16 protein-coding genes are annotated in these 16381 nt (G+C 74.8%); 15 read left to right on the top strand and 1 reads right to left on the bottom strand.

Going from position 1 to position 16381, the window contains the following annotated elements; all coding sequences use genetic code 11:
* The 6 genes from ACGFSC_RS25200 to ACGFSC_RS25175 are packed head-to-tail and all read left to right on the top strand — an operon-like array spanning nt 1 to nt 7352.
* A complete protein-coding gene (locus ACGFSC_RS25200) occupies nt 1-1347 on the top strand; it encodes an O-antigen ligase family protein (RefSeq protein ID WP_359903346.1) in 1347 nt (448 codons plus the stop codon).
* Complete coding sequence (locus ACGFSC_RS25195) at nt 1344-3083, top strand: lipid II flippase MurJ (RefSeq protein WP_359903343.1); 1740 nt, start codon at nt 1344-1346, stop codon at nt 3081-3083. Before ACGFSC_RS25200 ends, ACGFSC_RS25195 begins: the two co-directional genes overlap by 4 nt.
* Nucleotides 3073-3924, top strand: coding sequence for a polysaccharide deacetylase family protein (locus ACGFSC_RS25190; protein WP_359903341.1), 852 nt, complete (start codon nt 3073-3075; stop codon nt 3922-3924). Before ACGFSC_RS25195 ends, ACGFSC_RS25190 begins: the two co-directional genes overlap by 11 nt.
* Entirely contained in the window at nt 3921-5036 is a 1116-nt protein-coding gene (locus tag ACGFSC_RS25185) for a glycosyltransferase (RefSeq protein ID WP_359903338.1), read from the top strand. Before ACGFSC_RS25190 ends, ACGFSC_RS25185 begins: the two co-directional genes overlap by 4 nt.
* A 49-nt stretch (nt 5037-5085) precedes the next feature.
* On the top strand, nt 5086-6195 hold the full coding sequence (locus ACGFSC_RS25180) for a Wzz/FepE/Etk N-terminal domain-containing protein (RefSeq protein ID WP_359903335.1): 1110 nt from the start codon (nt 5086-5088) through the stop codon (nt 6193-6195).
* Nucleotides 6192-7352, top strand: a complete 1161-nt coding sequence (locus ACGFSC_RS25175) for a GNAT family N-acetyltransferase (RefSeq protein ID WP_359903332.1) — start codon at nt 6192-6194, stop codon at nt 7350-7352. Before ACGFSC_RS25180 ends, ACGFSC_RS25175 begins: the two co-directional genes overlap by 4 nt.
* Before the next feature lie 4 nt (nt 7353-7356).
* Here the strand turns inward: ACGFSC_RS25175 and ACGFSC_RS25170 are convergent, their stop codons facing one another.
* Complete coding sequence (locus tag ACGFSC_RS25170; RefSeq protein WP_359903329.1) at nt 7357-8601, bottom strand: glycosyl hydrolase; 1245 nt, start codon at nt 8599-8601, stop codon at nt 7357-7359.
* A gap of 369 nt (nt 8602-8970) precedes the next feature.
* Between ACGFSC_RS25170 and ACGFSC_RS25165 the strand changes: the two genes are divergently transcribed.
* From ACGFSC_RS25165 to ACGFSC_RS25125, 9 genes are all read left to right on the top strand, one after another.
* Nucleotides 8971-9978, top strand: coding sequence for a hypothetical protein (locus ACGFSC_RS25165; protein ID WP_359903326.1), 1008 nt, complete (start codon nt 8971-8973; stop codon nt 9976-9978).
* Between the two features lie 257 nt (nt 9979-10235).
* The gene (locus ACGFSC_RS25160; RefSeq protein ID WP_359903323.1) at nt 10236-11834 is read left to right on the top strand and encodes an ABC-F family ATP-binding cassette domain-containing protein; all 1599 of its coding nucleotides are present in this window, start codon (nt 10236-10238) and stop codon (nt 11832-11834) included.
* Between the two features lie 327 nt (nt 11835-12161).
* A complete protein-coding gene (locus ACGFSC_RS25155; RefSeq protein ID WP_030059940.1) occupies nt 12162-12395 on the top strand; it encodes a helix-turn-helix domain-containing protein in 234 nt (77 codons plus the stop codon).
* 322 nt (nt 12396-12717) lie between these two features.
* The gene (locus ACGFSC_RS25150) at nt 12718-13524 is read left to right on the top strand and encodes an enoyl-CoA hydratase/isomerase family protein (RefSeq protein ID WP_359903320.1); all 807 of its coding nucleotides are present in this window, start codon (nt 12718-12720) and stop codon (nt 13522-13524) included.
* 281 nt (nt 13525-13805) lie between these two features.
* On the top strand, nt 13806-14294 hold the full coding sequence (locus tag ACGFSC_RS25145) for an Asp23/Gls24 family envelope stress response protein (RefSeq protein ID WP_359903459.1): 489 nt from the start codon (nt 13806-13808) through the stop codon (nt 14292-14294).
* A gap of 64 nt (nt 14295-14358) precedes the next feature.
* Nucleotides 14359-14550 (top strand): hypothetical protein, encoded by a 192-nt coding sequence (locus ACGFSC_RS25140; protein WP_359903317.1) that lies wholly within the window; start codon nt 14359-14361, stop codon nt 14548-14550.
* 125 nt (nt 14551-14675) lie between these two features.
* Nucleotides 14676-14993 (top strand): hypothetical protein, encoded by a 318-nt coding sequence (locus ACGFSC_RS25135; RefSeq protein ID WP_359903314.1) that lies wholly within the window; start codon nt 14676-14678, stop codon nt 14991-14993.
* Nucleotides 14990-15691, top strand: a complete 702-nt coding sequence (locus tag ACGFSC_RS25130) for a DUF6286 domain-containing protein (protein WP_359903311.1) — start codon at nt 14990-14992, stop codon at nt 15689-15691. Before ACGFSC_RS25135 ends, ACGFSC_RS25130 begins: the two co-directional genes overlap by 4 nt.
* Nucleotides 15688-16344: an alkaline shock response membrane anchor protein AmaP gene (locus ACGFSC_RS25125; protein WP_359903308.1), complete on the top strand. Its 657-nt coding sequence runs from the start codon at nt 15688-15690 to the stop codon at nt 16342-16344. The genes ACGFSC_RS25130 and ACGFSC_RS25125 overlap by 4 nt, the downstream gene beginning before the upstream one ends.
* Nucleotides 16345-16381 lie beyond the last annotated feature (37 nt).

The following is a 16381-nucleotide window of genomic DNA, read 5'->3' as shown; positions in this document are numbered from 1 at the left end:
GTGGCCCTGACCCTCCCCGCCCTCCACCGCCCGGTCTTACGCGGGGCCCTGCCCGCGCTCGCGCAGCGCACCAGCCCGCTGGCCGCCGCCACCGTCCTGCTGGTCTGCGTGCCCACCGGGCAGAAGGACGTCGCCGCCGCCTTCCACATCACCGCCGCCGACCTCGCCTCGCTGGCCCTGGTCGCCCTCACCGCGCTCGACCTGCTGCGCGGACGCCTGCCCGCGATCAGCCGCACCGCCTGCGCCCTGTTCGGCGCGGTCGTGGTCGCCGCCGCCGTCGCCACCGTCGGCTCGATCGACCCCGCCGCGAGCGCCACCGGCTTCGTCCGCCTCACCCAGGTGTTCGTCCTGGTCCCCGCCGCCGTCCTCTGCTCCCTGCGCGACCGCACCGACCAGCGCCTGGTCCTCGGCTCCTTCGTGCTCGCCGCACTGATCCAGGGCGCGGTCGGCGCCAAGCAGTACCTCACCCACACCGGCGCCTCCTACACCGGCCAGCCGATCCGGGCCGTCGGCACCTTCGGCGCCCTCGACATCATGGCGATGTCCAGCGTGGTCAGCTACGGGCTGCTCGCCGCCCTCGCGCTCGGCCTCGCCGAGCGCGGCCCCGACGGCAACGCCCGGCTGCGCCGCGCCATGTTCGCCGCCGCCGCATTCCTCGCCCTCCCGCTCGCCGTCTCCTTCAGCCGCGGCAGCTGGATCGCCACCGGCCTCGCCGCCACCGTGCTGCTGCTGCGCGTCGACGCCCGGCTGCTGGTGCGCGCCGCGGTCCTCGGCCTGGCCGCCGCGGTCGTCCTGGTCGGCGGCCTCGGCCTCGGCGGCTCCGGCGTCACCAAGCGGCTCAGCTCGATCGGCTCCGTCTCCGCCGCCCCCGACCAGTCCGTATCCGACCGGTACGACCTGTGGTCCACCGCCGGACGGATCTGGCAGGACCACCCCGTGCACGGCGCCGGACCCAAGGCCTTCCAGCAACTGCGCGACAGCCACGCCCCGCTGCGGCTGTCCTCCGGCAGCGACGCCGCCGACGCCACCATCGGCTTCCAGCGCGAACCGCTGCTCTCCCCGCACAACATGTACCTCCTGGTGCTCAGCGAGCAGGGCCTGATCGGCATCACCGCCTACGCCGCGCTCTTCCTCGCCCTGCTGACCGGCTGCCTGCGCCACCGCCGCGGCCCCGGGCTCGCCGCACTCGCCCTGCTCACCTGGGTGCTGGTCGACTTCCTGTACGCGGACATCGGCGGCGCCACCACCGTGCTGACCTCCGTCGTCCTCGGCCTCGCCGCCCGCGCGGCCGCCCACCGACCCGAAAGTCCCGCCACCGGCCCGGTGGCCACCGGAGCGGCCCGGTGACCACCGACCCGCCCGCCGCCGTCGTCCCCTCCCTCCCGGCCCCCCGCGGCGCCACCGGCGAGGACCCGCCCGCAGAGCCCCACCCGGCCCCCCGGCGCGGCTTCCTCGCCAAGGCCTTCGGCATCACCGCCGTCCTCAGCGCCGCCGGCTCCGGCCTCGGCCTGCTGCGCGACCTCCTGCTGGCCCGCTACTTCGGCGCCAACCAGGGCACCGACGCCTTCCTGGTCGCCTGGACCGTCCCCGAGACCGCCGCACCGCTGCTGATCGAGGACGCCATGTCCTTCCTCATGGTGCCCGCCTTCGCCCTCGCCCTGGTGCTGCGCGAGGAGGACCCGGACGCCCCCGACCCGGTCCGCCAACTGGTCCGCGCCACCCTGCCCTGGCTGCTGATCGCGCTCGGCGGCCTCGCCCTGGCCGTCGTCCTGGGCGCCCCGGAACTGGTCGACCTGCTCGCCCCCGGCCTCACCGACCCCGCCCTGGCCGTCACCTGCACCCGGATCACCGCGATCACCGTGCTGCCCTTCGGCGTGGCCGGCTACCTGGCCGCCGCGCTGCGCGCCCACCACCGCTTCCCCGCCCCGGCCGGCATCTACGTCGCCTACAACCTCGGCATCCTCGCCGTCCTGCTCTGCCTCCACGCCTACCTCGGGGTGCGCTCCGCCGCCCTCGGCGTCGCGGCCGGCAGCCTGCTGATGGCCGGTCTGCTGGTCGGCCCCTTCCTGCGCCGGCTGCGCCAGGGCCCGCCCGACACCGGCCGCGGCCGCCGCTCGCGCCGGGCCCTGGTGCTGATGCCGCTGGCCCTGCTGCCGGTGGCCGCCTTCACCCTCACCCGCCAGTCGCAGGTCTTCGTCGAGCGCTACCTCGGCTCGGCGCTGCCGCCCGGCACCATCTCGCACCTCAACTACGCCGCCAAGGTCTCCCAGCTCGCCATGACGGCGGGTCTCCTGATCTGCACCGTCACCTTCCCGCTGGTCGCCCGGGCGCTCGCCGCCGGGGACCTCACCGCCGCCCGCGACCGGGTGGAGAAGGACCTCGGCCAGGCGGCGGCCGTCGTCCTGCTCGGCACCGCCTTCCTGATGGCCTGCGCCCCCTCGGTGGTCTCGCTGCTGTTCGAATGCGGCGCCTTCGGCCCGCACGACACCGCCGCCACCGCCGACGTCATCCGGGTGTACAGCTTCGGCCTGCCCGCCCAGGCGCTGACCGGCGTGATGATCCGCCCCTACTTCTCGCTGCGCCCGGTGGTCCGCCGGGCCGACGACCCGGGCAGCGAGGACGGCCGCCGCCGGCTGCTGGACTGGTACCCGGCCGCCGCGATGGTCCTCGGCCTCGGCGTCACCGTCGCCACCGGGCTGCTCGCCACGCCCCGCTTCGGCGCCCTGGGACTGGCCGCCGGCAACGCGGCCGGCATCACCGCCGTTGCCGCCCTGCTGCTGCACGGACTGGTGCTGCGGGGCATCCCGCTGCGGCTGCGCCGGGTGCTCGGCGGCCACGGCCGGCTGGTGGCCGCCGCCGCCGGGGCCGCCGTGCTCGGCGCCGCCGTCGCCGGACCGACCGCCGACCCCCTGCTCTCGACCCTCCTCGGGGGCCTCACCGTCGTGCTGGCCTTCGCGGCCCTCGGCACCGGGCTCGGCGCCCGCGAGGTGCGCGGCCCGGTCCTCGCCGTCGCCCGGGCGCTGGGGCCCGTCCGGAACCCGCCAACCGCCGCCGAAGAAGGGAAGCGTCCCGATGGACAATGAACGGGGCACCGTCCGTTCCGCCCGGGCGGGCGTCAGCAGCACACCGCCGCACCGGGCACGACTGCCCAGGAGCCGCCACCCGGTCGGCGAACCGCCGATCCCCGGCTCCGCCTCCCCGTGGATCCTGATGTACCACTCGGTGGCGGTCGAGACGGAGGACCCCTACCGGCTCACCGTCAGCCCCGAGCGGTTCGCCGAACAGATCGCCTGGCTGCACCGGTGCGGCCGGCGCGGCGTCTCCGTCCGCGAGCTGCTGCGGGCCCGCGCCCTCGGCCGGGACGACAGGCTGGTCGGCCTCACCTTCGACGACGGCTACGCCGACTTCGCCCGGTACGCGGTGCCGATCCTCCGGGCGTACGGCTTCACCGCCACCGCGTACGTGGTCGCCGACCTGCTCGGCCGGGACAACGACTGGGACACCGAGGGCCCGCGCAAGAAGCTGCTCACCGTCCAGGAGGTCACCGAACTCGCCGCCGCGGGCTGGGAGATCGGCTCGCACGGCCTCGGCCACCGGGCGCTGCCCGGCCTGCCCGCCGAGGCCCTCGCCGTCCAGGCCCGGGAGAGCCGACGCCTGCTGGAGGAGGCCGTCGGCGGCCCGGTCACCGGGTTCTGCTACCCGTACGGCGCCGTCGACCTGCCCGCCGCCCTGGCGGTGCGCGACGCCGGGTACGACCACGCCTGCGCCATCGCGCACTCCCCGCTCACCGGCCGCTTCGCCCTGCCCCGCTGCTACGTCGGCGACCGCGACGGCGCCTGGCGGCTGCGGGCCAAGCAGGGCCGGCACCGGCTGCGCGACGCCGTCACCGAACTGCGCCAGGCCCGCCGGGAGCCGCGGCCATGAGGGTGCTGCACATCGTCACCGGACTGGCCGCCGGCGGCGCCGAGCGCCAGCTCCACCTGCTGCTGCGACACCTGCCGGCGCACCAGCAGTGCGAGGTGCTCGCCCTGACCAACCCGGGCGCGGTCGCCGCCGCGCTGCGCTCCGACGGCGTCACCGTCCACCACCTCGGCATGCGCGGCAACCGGGACCTCGGCGCGCTGCCCCGGCTGGTCCGGCTGGTCCGGGCCGGCCACTACGACCTGGTGCACACCCACCTCTACCGGGCGCAGCTGTACGGCCGGCTGGCCGCCCGGCTGGCCGGGGTGCGCGCGGTGGTCTCCACCGAGCACTCGCTGCACGCCGGGGTGATCGAGGGCCGCCCGGTCACCCGGGGCGTCAAGGGCCTCTACCTGGCGGCCGAACGGCTCGGCAGCACCACCGTCGCGGTCTCCCGGCAGGTCGCCCAGACACTGCGTTCCTGGGGCGTCCCGCCGGCCCGGATCGAGCTGATCCCGAACGGCATCGACACCTCCCGCTACCGCCTCCCGCCCGCCGAACGGGCCGCCGCCCGCCGTCGGGTGCGGGCCGAAATCGGTCTGCCGCAGGGGAGTTGGGCGGTCGGCGGGGTGGGCCGGCTGGTGCCCGGCAAGCGCTTCGAGGTGCTGGTCGAGGCGCTTGCCGGGCTCGACCCGGCCACCCGGCTGGTGCTGGTCGGCGAGGGCCCGGAACGCGCCGCGCTGGAGCGCCGGGCCGAGGAACTCGGCGTGCGGGAGCGACTGGTGCTCACCGGCGAGCGCGACGACGTGCCCGAACTGCTGGCCGCCCTGGACGTGCTGGCCGCCCCCTCCACCGCGGAGACCTTCGGCCTCGGCGTCCTGGAGGGCCTCGCGGCCGGACTGCCGGTGCGCCACAGCGCCTGCCCGGCGCTCGACGAACTGCCGCCCAGCGCCGCCCCGCAGGCCCGCCGCATCCCCTCCGAGCCCGCCGCCTACACCGCCGCGCTGCGCGACCTGCGGCCGCTCAGCGGGCACATCGCCGACCCGCTGCCGCACCCCCCGGCCGTCGGCCACTACGACATCGCCCGGGTCGCCGCCGACCTGGGCGCCCTCTACGACCGGCTGGCCCGCGTCTGACCGCCCGCCACCGCCGGAACCGCCGTACCAGACCCAAGGAGCAAGACCCATGACCACACCGCGCCGAAGCGCCCGTCGCCTGGTCCGCCGCTGGTGGCCGGTGGTGCTGGCGGTACCGCTGGGCGCCGCGGCCGGCGCCGGGTACGCCGTCGTCTCGCCGCCGTCGTACGCCGCCAACGCCTACGTCCTCGTGGTCGCGCAGAACCCCGGGGAAGCCGCGATCGCCACCAACTTCGCCCAGGCGTACGGCCGGCTGGCCGGTCAGCCGCAGGTGCTCGCGGTCGCGGCCGCGGAGACCGGCCACACCCGGTCCGAGCTGGAGTCCCTGGTGCACGGGACGACCTCGCCGGACGCCCCGATGATCGAGCTCACCGGCACCGGGCGGCGCCCCCAGGAGGCCGCCCGGACCGCCGACGCGGTGGCCCGCTCGCTGGTCGCCTTCGCCAACACCAGCAGCAAGGACACCAACGTCCGGCTGGTGACGCTGTCCCCGGCCGCCGCGCCGGACAGGCCGACCACGCCCTCCGGGAAGCTGGACGTCGCGGTCGGCGGCGCGGCCGGGCTGCTGCTGGGCGCCCTGGTGATGATGAACCGCCGCCGGGGCGGCGCGGGGACGCCGGAGGCCGCCGGGAGTCCCGAGATGCCGCGGGTGCTGCGGGCCGCGCGGGCATCGCAGGCGGCGCAGGCCGCACAGGCCGCGCAGGGATCGGAGACCCCCGCCGCCTCCGCGCCGGTGGCGGTCCCGACGACGCCGCGCCCGCGCCGAGAGGAGCCGGCCAAGGCCAGGACCGCGTCCGGTGGCGACTCCGCGCCCGGTGCCGACGCCGGTGCCGAGGCCGAAGGGGTGAAGGCCGGGAGCGTGAAGGCCGAGAGCGTGGCGGCCGGGAACGTGAAGGCCGGGAACGTGACGGCCGGGAACGTGACGGCCGGGAGCGTGACGGCCGAGAGCGTGAAGAAGGGGAGCACGAAGGCCGAGAAGAAGACCGTCGGGAAGCCCGGCAGGAAGCCCGGCGCCGGGGCCGCGGCGGCGGAGCAGCCCCCGGCCGAGGACCGGACGCCCGCGGTGGAGGAACAGCCCTCCGCCGTCGAGCAGCAGGCCCCCGCCGTCGAGGACCGGCCCGCCACCCGGGCCAAGGCGCCGGCCGGGAGCGGACGATGAGCACCGAGACCCGCAGGAGCAGCCTGCCCGCCCGGGCGACGGCGCCGGCCTGGACCACCGAGCTCCTCGGCGAGGACGACGCCCTGGACCTCCTCGCCGAGGAGTGGGACGACCTGGCCGGCCGCTGCCGGACCGCCACCTTCTTCCAGGCCGCTGACTGGCAGCGCTCCTGGTGGCGCCACTACGGCCGCCCGGGCAGCCTGCTCGTGGTGCTGGTCCGCCGGGACGGCCGGCTGGTCGGCGCGGGCGCCTTCGTGCGCCGCGGCGGACCGTTCGGCGGCCTGACCGGCCTCGGCGGCGGACTGGTCGACTACACCGACGTCCTGCTCGACGACGAGTGCGCGGACCGGGCGGCCGCCGAGTTCGCCGCCGCGCTCCCGCTCACCCGCCCCTGGCACTGGCTGGAACTGCGCGAGGTGCACCCCGAGGCGGCGGTGCAGCGGGTGTACGCGCACTGGAGCGGCAGCCGCCGCCGCTACCGGGACTCGCTCTGCCAGTACCTGCCGGCCGTCCCGATGGACCGGCTGCTCAAGCGGGTGCCCGGCAAGACCGCCCAGCGCAGCCGGGTGAAGCTCCGCAAGATCGCCGAGGCCGGGGTGACGGTCCGCTCCACCCCGGCGGCCGAGGTGCCGCAGGCGCTGGACGGGCTGCTGCGGCTGCACTTCATGCAGTGGCAGGCGCGCGGCGTCACGCCCGAGCACCGCACCGAGCGGTTCGCGAGCCACCTGACCGAGTCCACCACCGGACTGGTCGCCTCCGGCAGGGCCACCGTCCACCAGTTCCACCTGGACGGCCAGCTGGTCGCGGTGAACCTGCTGCTGCTCTGTCCGTCCTTCGGCGGCCTGTACATGTACGGGGCGCACCCGGTGCTGCGCGAGCGGCTGGACATCGCCGGGCTGCTGTTCAGCGCGGCGTTGGACGAGACGGTCGGCGCGGGCGTCCCGGTGCTCGGCCTGCTGCGCGGCCAGGAGCCGTACAAGCAGCGCTGGCGGCCGGACCAGCTGTCCAACCACCGGCTGCTGCTCGGTCCGGCGGGGGCGGCGCCGGCAGCGGCCGTCCGCGCCGGGGCGGTGCGGGCCCGGCAGGCGGCGGCGCACCAGCTGCGCACCCGCTTCCCCCGGCTCAAGGAAGCGCTGCTGGCCCGCCGCCGCAGCTGAGCGCTCAGTGCCGGGCGTGCGGCGCGCCCGTCGGCCGTCCCGTCGACTTGCCCTTCGCCGGACGGGCCGACGGGCTCGCCGTCCTGCTCGGCGCGGTGCTGCCCCCGGGCACGGCGGGCGCGGCCGGCACGGCGGGCGGGCCCGGCGCCGCGGGCACGTCCGTCGCCGGGGTGGCCGTCGGCGCCGGTGCCTCCGCCGGTGCCGGCGTCGGCGCCCCCTTCGAACCGGACATCAGCTGTTTGAACGTGGCCGCCGAGCGAGGATTGCGCTCGCACTGGAAGAAGCCGTGCGGACAGTAGTCGGTGACGGTCTGGTAGGCGGTGTCGTGGGTGCGGATCCAGTCGACCATCCGCTGCACGAACTCGGGGTTGTCGCCGTTGCGGAACAGCCCCCACTCCGGGTACGAGACCGGCTTGCCGCGCTTGGCGGCGAACTCCACCTGGTCCTGGAGGCCGTACGGCTCGCGCACGTAGTCGTCGAAGGTGCCGCCCGCCGGCTGGTCGTAGTTGTCCATGCCGATGATGTCGACCACGTCGTCACCGGGGTAGCACTTGGTCCACGGGACGGCGTCCAGGCCCCGGCTGGGGGCGAAGTCGAAGCGGAACCGCTGCCCGGGCACCGAGCGCATCACCCCGACGATCCGCCGCCAGTACGTCTTCCACGCGGCCGGGTCGGGCTTGCAGCGGTGGGTGTAGGTGGTGCCGTTCATCTCCCAGCCGAGCGTGAGCACGGTGTCCGCGCCGCCCAGCGCGACCAGCCGGCGCGCGAGCTTGAGGAAGTGCCCGTCGAAGTCCCCGCGCGCCCCCTGGGCCAGCAGGTCCGCGACCTCGCCGTCCGGCACCTTCGCCTCGCTGGGCACCAGCATCGGCACCCCGAGCACCAGCAGCCGGGACGGATCGGCCTGCCGCCACTGCGACCACAGCCCGAGCACCATCGGCTCGCCCTCGATGTCGCTCCAGCCGTTGCCCGCCAGATAGGTGTGGCCGACCTGCATGTTCGCGTCGCCCAGCCACTGCGCGTACCGGCCGATCTGCGGGATGTAGTCGTCCCAGGAACCGACGAAGGCACCGAACGGCGGCTCGTGGTTCGGCCGCTGGACCGGCGGGCGGGGGGCCGCGCCGCGGGGCTCGATGGCGTCCGAGGAGAGGGTGTGCCGTTCGGTCTGGCTGAACGGCGTCCCGGCCGGGACGCTGGCCGTGGCCATCAGCAGCAGGGTGGCGGCGGCCAGCGTCAGGCGGCCGATTCGCATGGTGCTCTCCTCCGGACGTCGCGTGGGCGGGGCGCACGGTCTCGGCGTGGACGGACCGTGGCGCCCCGCTCGCCGACAGTAGGCCCGAAGGGGGACGAAAAAGCCGAATGTCACCCTAAAGTGGGCGCCGATCGAACGCCGTCTGCCGCAAAGACCGGCGACCCGCGGTCATGTATCAGCTTGGTAACGGTCCTGTCGGGCCCCCGCGGCCCGCTCCGCAACGCCCGGCGCGGCGGCCGGAACGCCGACGGCGCAGGTGGGCGGGTGGACGTGCGGGAAGGGCGCGCGGGGCCGGGCGGGCGCCCGGCGGGACACGGCGACGGCGGAACCGGGCTGACTCGCGTGCCCGGTGAAAGGTACGCTCCGGCCGTGTCCTGGAAGCCGCTGCGTGTACTGACCCCCCGCTCGATCCTGCCTGCCTCGGCGGTGGTGCTGGTCCTTGCGGCCGGAGCGGCGGCGCACGCGAACAAGCCGGTGCCGTTCGGCGACCGGGTCGCGGGACCGGGCGACGCGGGGGCGACGCCGGTGAACTCCGAGTCGCTCAGCTCGGCCGACCTCGACCTGCGGGTGGGCCCCGGCCTGGAGGCCTTCCACAAGCGGACCGGCGAGCAGGCCTGGTCCTACCGCCGCGAGGGCGCCGAGGCGCTCTACCTGGCGATGGCCGGCGACAACGCGATCGTGGTCTGGGACGACGGCATGGTCACCTCGGTGCGCCCGGGCGACCACGAGGTGCGCTGGCACCGCGCGGTGCCGGGCCTGGCCGACTGGCTGCACGGCGACGGCGAGCCCGGCGCCGACAAGCGGACCGACGCCCAGCGCAAGGCGCTCGCCAAGCAGCGGGCCGCGGCCGCGCTGCACACCGTCCAGCGGGACGGCTCGCCCTGGCTGGCCCTGGTCACCCCGAACCTGACCATGGGCCTGCGCGACGCCGACGGCGACCTGCGCTACAACGACAAGCCCTCCGGCAACTGCGTCTACGACCCGCTGCGCGCCGTCCACACCGACTACGCCGTGCTCATCCCGCGCACCTGCAGCAACAGCAGCGGGCAGGCCGTCTCCGGCGGCATCACCGGCTACCGGCTGGACAGCAACGGCTGGTCGATGAACGCCGGTCCGACCGCCACGGTCAAGGTGCTGGACCGCAGCCGGGTGGAGATCACCGACGGCCCGATCGTCCCGCCCAAGGTGTTCGACACCAAGGCGGCCGCGCCCGAGACGGCCTGCGGCAGCGTGGACGCGCCGTTCGCGGCGGTCCGTCCGCAGGGCGGCTGCGCGGCGGACCCGTCGGTGAACCCGGCCGTGGGCGACCTGCCGGCCAACCCGGCCGCCGGCGACCCGTCGGCCACCGGTACCGCGCCGGACGCCCAGCCGCAGTAGCGGGGACGACCCGCGGACGACGGCCTTCGGCCCCGGAACCGGCGGGCGGCAGGCCGCCGGATACCCCGGGCCGGTACGCCTCCGAGGGTGACACGGGGCCCGGTAGACTTGCCGCCATGGCTATTTTCTCCGGGCAATAGCGGGCGGCGGCGCCAGGAGGGCCGCGCCGACCGCCGATGAAGTCCCCCTCACGCCAACCCGGCCCCGGGTCAGTCCTGCCCGGCCGCCCGCCCACGTCCCAGGAGCAGCTCCCAGCCATGATTTCCGCCAACGCCCTCGAACTGCGTGCCGGTGCCCGGATCCTGATCGAGTCCGCGAACTTCAAGGTCGCCGCCGGCGACCGGATCGGTCTGGTCGGCCGCAACGGCGCCGGCAAGACCACGCTCACCAAGGTGCTGGCGGGCGAGGGCCTGCCCGCCGCCGGTACCGTCACCCGTTCGGGCGAGGTCGGCTACCTCCCGCAGGACCCGCGCACCGGTGACCTGGAGGTCCTCGCCAAGGACCGCATCCTCTCCGCCCGCGGCCTCGACACCGTGCTGAAGAAGATGCGCGAGAACGAGGAGCGGATGGCCAACGGCAAGGGCGCCACCCGGGACAACGCGATGAAGAAGTACGCCCGGCTGGAGACCGAGTTCCTCACCAAGGGCGGGTACGCCGCCGAGGCCGAGGCCGCCACCATCGCCGCCGCGCTGGGCCTGCCGGACCGCATCCTCGGCCAGCCGCTGCACACCCTCTCCGGTGGTCAGCGCCGCCGGGTCGAGCTGGCCCGGATCCTCTTCTCGGACTCCGACGTGCTGCTCCTCGACGAGCCCACCAACCACCTGGACGCGGACTCGATCGTCTGGCTGCGGGACTTCCTGAAGACCTACAAGGGCGGCTTCATCGTCATCTCGCACGATGTCGACCTGGTCGAGACGGTCGTCAACAAGGTCTTCTACCTGGACGCCAACCGCTCCTGCATCGACGTCTACAACATGGGCTGGAAGCAGTACCAGCAGCAGCGCGAGGACGACGAGAAGCGCCGCAAGCGCGAGCGGGCCAACGCCGAGAAGAAGGCCGCGACCCTCAACGCCCAGGCCGACAAGATGCGGGCCAAGGCGACCAAGACGGTGGCCGCGCAGAACATGGCCCGCCGCGCCGACAAGCTGCTCTCCGGGCTGGAGCAGGTCCGGGTGAACGACAAGGTCGCCAAGCTGCGCTTCCCGGAGCCGGCCCCCTGCGGCAAGACCCCGCTGACCGCCAGCGGCCTGTCCAAGTCCTACGGCTCGCTGGAGATCTTCACCGACGTCGACCTGGCGATCGACCGCGGTTCCCGGGTCGTCGTGCTGGGCTTCAACGGCGCCGGCAAGACCACCCTGCTGCGGATGCTGGCCGGGGTGGAGCAGCCGGACACCGGCGAGGTGATCCCGGGCCACGGCCTGAAGATCGGCTACTACGCCCAGGAGCACGAGACGCTCGACCCGGACCGCAGCGTGCTGGAGAACATGCGCTCGGCCGCGCCCGACACCGACCTGGTGCAGATCCGCAAGATCCTCGGTTCCTTCCTGTTCTCCGGCGACGACGTCGACAAGCCGGCCGGGGTGCTCTCCGGCGGTGAGAAGACCCGTCTGGCGCTGGCCACCCTGGTGGTCTCCTCCGCCAACGTGCTGCTGCTCGACGAGCCCACCAACAACCTCGACCCGGCCAGCCGCGAGGAGATCCTGGGCGCGCTGCGCGAGTTCTCCGGCGCGGTCGTGCTGGTCACCCACGACGAGGGCGCGGTCGAGGCGCTCGACCCGGAGCGGATCATCCTGCTGCCGGACGGCGTGGAGGACCTCTGGAACCCGTCCTACGCCGATCTGGTCTCCTTGGCCTGACCGGAAGTAGACGCGAGATCCGCTTTTCGGATGAGAATATCTAGTCCTTTCGGCGTGTCCGGGAATGAAGTAGACCCGGATTCCGTTTAAGGACTTTCCGTCGGCCCGCCACTCGATCGTGGTCGGGCCGACGTTGCTGATCAGCCCTTTCTCGGCGAACGGCCGGATCCGCCAGGGGGCGTGCACTCTGCGTGAGCGCCCTGATGCGCTCGGATCACCACCGAAGGACCACGCATTTCCGACATCGACCTTGTCGAATGGGTGGCCAGGACGCGGTGGATGGGTGATCATGGGAATCTGACCGAGCAACGCTACGAGGAGGCACGGGTGGCCGAGACTCTGAAAAAGGGCAGCCGGGTGACCGGTGCCGCGCGTGAGAAGCTCGCGGCCGATCTCAAGAAGAAGTACGACTCCGGGGCGAGCATTCGCGCTCTCGCGGAGGAGACCGGTCGTTCGTACGGCTTTGTGCACCGGATGCTGAGCGAGTCCGGAGTGATTCTCCGGGGCCGCGGCGGTGCCACGCGGGGCAAGAACAAGGCGACTGCCGGGGCCGGTTCCTGACGGTTCGTCAGCCAGTGGCTGGATGGCGCGGCGGCAGGGTGCCGGCCGAGGAGACGACAGCTGACCGTCAGCTGGGCGTCCGCCCTCGAGCCGTGCGGGCCGGCCGCCGATCGTCATGTCCGGGGTGAGGTCCTTCCCCCATTCTTCAATACCGTTCATTTCCCTTTCGCCCTTCGCCTCGCCTCGTCCCGCATTCGCGCCTCGCGGGGCGTCGTGGAGTGCCGCAGGCCCCGTCGATCTCTCCGAGTCGGGGCCCCTGCCCAGGCGCGTCGAGTTTTGTTACTCTCCGGTAGCCAAGTCCCTCGCCACCGGAGGTCCCCGCATGACCGCTCCCGCCATCGACCCGCAGGCCCCGAGCTGGGAGCGGGACGGCGTCCGCCTGGAGATCGAGGGCGAACTCGCCGTCGTCACCCTGTGCCGACCCAAGCGGCGCAACGCCCAGTCGCCCGCGCTCTGGCGCGCCCTCACCGAGGCCGGCCGCGAGCTGCCCGGCAACGTCCGGGTGGTGCTGCTGCGCGCGGAGGGGGTCTCCTTCTCCGCCGGGCTGGACCGGGCCATGTTCACCCCCGAGGGCATCCCGGGCGAGCCCACCTTCCTCCAGCTCGCCGCCTCCACCGACCGGGAGCTGGACGACGCCATCGCCTCGTACCAGGAGGCCTTCACCTGGTGGCGCCGTCCGGACCTGATCTCCATCGCGGCGGTCCAGGGCCACGCCGTCGGCGCGGGCTTCCAGCTGGCCCTCGGCTGCGACCTGCGGGTGGTCGCCGAGGACGTCCAGTTCGCGATGAAGGAGACCTCGCTGGGCCTCGTTCCGGACCTGGCCGGCACCAAGCCGCTCACCGAGCTCGTCGGCTACGCGCGGGCACTGGAGATCTGCGCGACCGGCCGCTGGGTGGGTGCCGAGGAGGCCGCCGCGATCGGGCTGGCCAACCTCGCCGTGTCGGGCGAGGACCTGGAGGCGGCCGCCCGCGACCTCGCGGCGGCCCTGCTGGCCGCTCCGCGCGGGGCGGTGATCGAGACCAAGGCCCTGCTGCAGGGGGCCGCCGGGCGCTCCTTCGACGAGCAGCGTTCGGCCGAACGGGCGGCGCAGGCCCGCCGGCTGCGGGAGCTCGCCGGGATCGGCGACTGACCGCACGGCGACGGCGCAGGGCCCGGCCCCGGGGGACTTCCCCGGGGCCGGGCCCTCTTCTCCTGTGCGGGGTCTTTCGCGCGGGTCTCCCGGGTGGGTCTCCCGGTGGGCCTCCCGCGTGGGGGACGGAATCTCTCGCGCAGGGGCGGGCGTCGGGGTGGGCTGCCGACGCTCGGGGGGCGGGGACCGTGGCGAAATGCCAGAGTTGGGGAGGTTTGCGATATAGCTGGTGCCGTACGACGGGAGAAGCGCCCATGCCTGACACTCCGACGCCCGCGACCATGCACAAGCACACCGGTGGTGGCAGCGCCCCGAACCCCGGTCCGCCGGGTGCCGGCGGCGGTGCCAAGCCGGTGGGGGAGCGCGGCCGCACCGCGCTGGCCGTCGGCGTGGTGGAGAAGATCGCCGGCATGGCGGCCCGCGAGGTCGCCGGAATCCACGCGCTCGGGTCCGGCCTGGCCCGCACCTTCGGCGCGATGCGGGACCGGGTGCCCGGCGGCAAGCCCAGCGTCGGGCGGGGCATCAAGGCCGAGGTCGGCGAGAAGCAGACCGCGATCGACATCGCCCTGGTGGTCGAGTACGGCGTGGTCATTCCCGAACTCGCCCGCCAGGTGCGGGAGAACATCGTCAACGCGGTCGAACGGATGACCGGCCTGGAGGTCGTCGAGGTCAACATCGCGGTCAACGACGTCCACCTCCCGGACGAACCGGAGTTCGAGGAGGAAGAGGAACCGGTGGCGCCGTCCGGGCAGCGGCCGAAGCTCAAATAGCGCGTTCGGCGGCAGGCCGGGGGCGTCGGGCCCGACGGAGTAGCGGGAAACGAGGGAGTAGCGGATGAACCTGGCCATCGTCGGCCTGGTGGTGGGCATGGCCCTCGGCTTCGCCGGGTACTTCGGCGGGTTCGCGGCCTTCCTGCTGGTGGCCGTGCTCGGGCTGGTCGGCTTCGTGATCGGACGCCTGCTGGAGGGCGACATCGAGCTGGGCGACCTCGGGGACCTGCTCCGCGGCCGCGACCGGCGCCGCTGATGACGGGCCCCGTGTCGGTTCCGGTCGTGGTCTCCCGTTCCGGGTCGGGCTCGGGGCCCGGTCACGGTTCGGGTTCGGGTTCTGTTTCGGGGTCGGGGTCGGGGTCGGCTTCGGGGGCCGGGTCCGTGCCGGGGCGTCGGGGGCGGCTCCGGATCGCCGACCGGGTGTACGCCGGGATCGCGGCTCGGGCCACCCGGGAGGTGCTGGCCGAGGCCTGGCCCGCCGGGCGGGCGAAGGGGGCGCCGCCGCACGTCTCGGTGACCGTACCGGGGAGCACGGTGCGGGTCCGGGTGGCTCTTGAGCTGCCGTTCCCCTCGGACGTCGCGACGCTGGCCGGGGCGGTGCGGGCGCGGATCGCCGAGCGGGTGGCGGGGCTGACCGGGGTCAGGGTCTCGGAAGTGGTCGTCGTGGTCGAGAAGTTGGTGACGGGGGGCGCTTCGTGAGCGCGCAGGCTCCTGAGGCGGAGGGGGCGCAGGGGCCGGAGGAGACGCAGGGGGCGGCATCGGAGCTTCGGGCGGACAAGGTGCGACGGCCGCGGGCGCCCCGTACGGCTGCGGCGGCGCTGGTGGCGACGGCGGTGCTGGTGGTGGCGGGGGCGCTGCTGTACGACGTGATCGCGGTGCGGGTCGGGCAGCCGGCCCGGCGGTGGCGGGCGCAGATCGCGGACGAGCTGGCGACGCGGCACCTCGACGACCTGGCGGTCCTGGTGGGGGCCGGAGCGGCGACCCTGCTCGGCGGGTGGCTGCTGTGGCTGGCCGTCGCGCCCGGATTGCGGCGCTGGCTCGTACTGCGGCCGTACGGGGGGACGAGCGCGGCCATCGACCGGGCCGGGGTCGGGCACCTGCTGACGGACCGGGCGGCCGGACTGGACGGGATCGACCACCTGCGGATCCGGGTCGGGCGGCGGCGGATCCGGATCTCGTTGGCGGGGACGGCGGAGCCGGCGTTGGTGCAGCGGCAGTTGCGGGACGAGCTGGGACGGGTGGGGCTGGGACGGCCGATGCGGCTGGACGTGCGGGCGGCGCGGGGGACCGCGCGTGTGGTGGGGGAGGAACCGGCCGGAGGGTCGGACCCGGGTGCCGGTGACCCCGGTGCCGGTACGGGGGCCGGAACGGCCGGCGGTGCGGGGGTGGCGGGGTGAGGCGGACGGTCGTCAACCGGGTGCTGCTGGGGGTGGTGGGGGCGGTACTGCTGGGGGTCGGGGTGCTGGTGCTGGCGGGCGGGCTCGACCTGTACCGGAGGCTGGGCGTGCATCCACCGGACTGGTGGCCGCTCACCTCGCCCGACCAGCCGGTGGTCAGCGCGCGTTCGCGGGGGCAGTGGGTGGCGTCGGCGTGGTGGTGGCCGACGGTGATCGGCGGACTGACCGTGCTGGTGGCGGGGATGGTGTGGTGGCTGGTGGCGCAGCTGAGGCGTACAGGGCTGTCGAGCATCGAGGTGCCGACGCCGGGGGCGGGCGGGCTTCGACTGCGGGTCGGTGCGCGGGCACTGGAGGAGGCGTTGGAGAACCGGACGGTGGTGCTGCCGCAGGTCGAGCGGGCCGGGGTGCGGTTGGTGCGGGCGCCGAGGCATCCGCAGCTGCGCGGTGCGGTGCGGTTGCGGCCGGGCGGGGATCCGGCCGCGCTGGTGGAGCACTTCGAGGACGGGCCTCGGACGGACGCCTGCGGGAGCCTGCGGCTGGCGGCGCTGCCGGCCGATCTGCGGATCAGGGTCCTGCAGGCGGCCCCCGCCGAGCCGCGGCACGGACGTGGCCGACGGGGGCGGCGGGGGCGGAGCCGGTCGCGGGTGGAGTAGTCCAGGAACGGTCAGGGCCGAGCGATCGAGAGTGGAG

The organism is Kitasatospora sp. NPDC048715 (genome assembly GCF_043198905.1).
Taxonomy (GTDB): Bacteria; Actinomycetota; Actinomycetes; order Streptomycetales; family Streptomycetaceae; genus Kitasatospora; species Kitasatospora lactacystinica.
The sequence above is the reverse complement of the archived record's forward strand: the minus strand, read 5'-3'. Positions and strand labels throughout refer to the sequence as shown.

Bases quoted from the DNA above. Each gene is read 5' to 3' on its own strand.
- ACGFSC_RS25190 (WP_359903341.1), top strand. From the start codon at position 3,073: ATGGACAATGAACGGGGCACCGTCCGTTCCGCCCGGGCGGGCGTCAGC.
- ACGFSC_RS25185 (WP_359903338.1), top strand. From the start codon at position 3,921: ATGAGGGTGCTGCACATCGTCACCGGACTGGCCGCCGGCGGCGCCGAG.
- ACGFSC_RS25180 (WP_359903335.1), top strand. From the start codon at position 5,086: ATGACCACACCGCGCCGAAGCGCCCGTCGCCTGGTCCGCCGCTGGTGG.
- ACGFSC_RS25175 (WP_359903332.1), top strand. From the start codon at position 6,192: ATGAGCACCGAGACCCGCAGGAGCAGCCTGCCCGCCCGGGCGACGGCG.
- ACGFSC_RS25170 (WP_359903329.1), bottom strand. From the start codon at position 8,601: ATGCGAATCGGCCGCCTGACGCTGGCCGCCGCCACCCTGCTGCTGATG.
- ACGFSC_RS25160 (WP_359903323.1), top strand. From the start codon at position 10,236: ATGATTTCCGCCAACGCCCTCGAACTGCGTGCCGGTGCCCGGATCCTG.
- ACGFSC_RS25150 (WP_359903320.1), top strand. From the start codon at position 12,718: ATGACCGCTCCCGCCATCGACCCGCAGGCCCCGAGCTGGGAGCGGGAC.
- ACGFSC_RS25145 (WP_359903459.1), top strand. From the start codon at position 13,806: ATGCACAAGCACACCGGTGGTGGCAGCGCCCCGAACCCCGGTCCGCCG.
- ACGFSC_RS25140 (WP_359903317.1), top strand. From the start codon at position 14,359: ATGAACCTGGCCATCGTCGGCCTGGTGGTGGGCATGGCCCTCGGCTTC.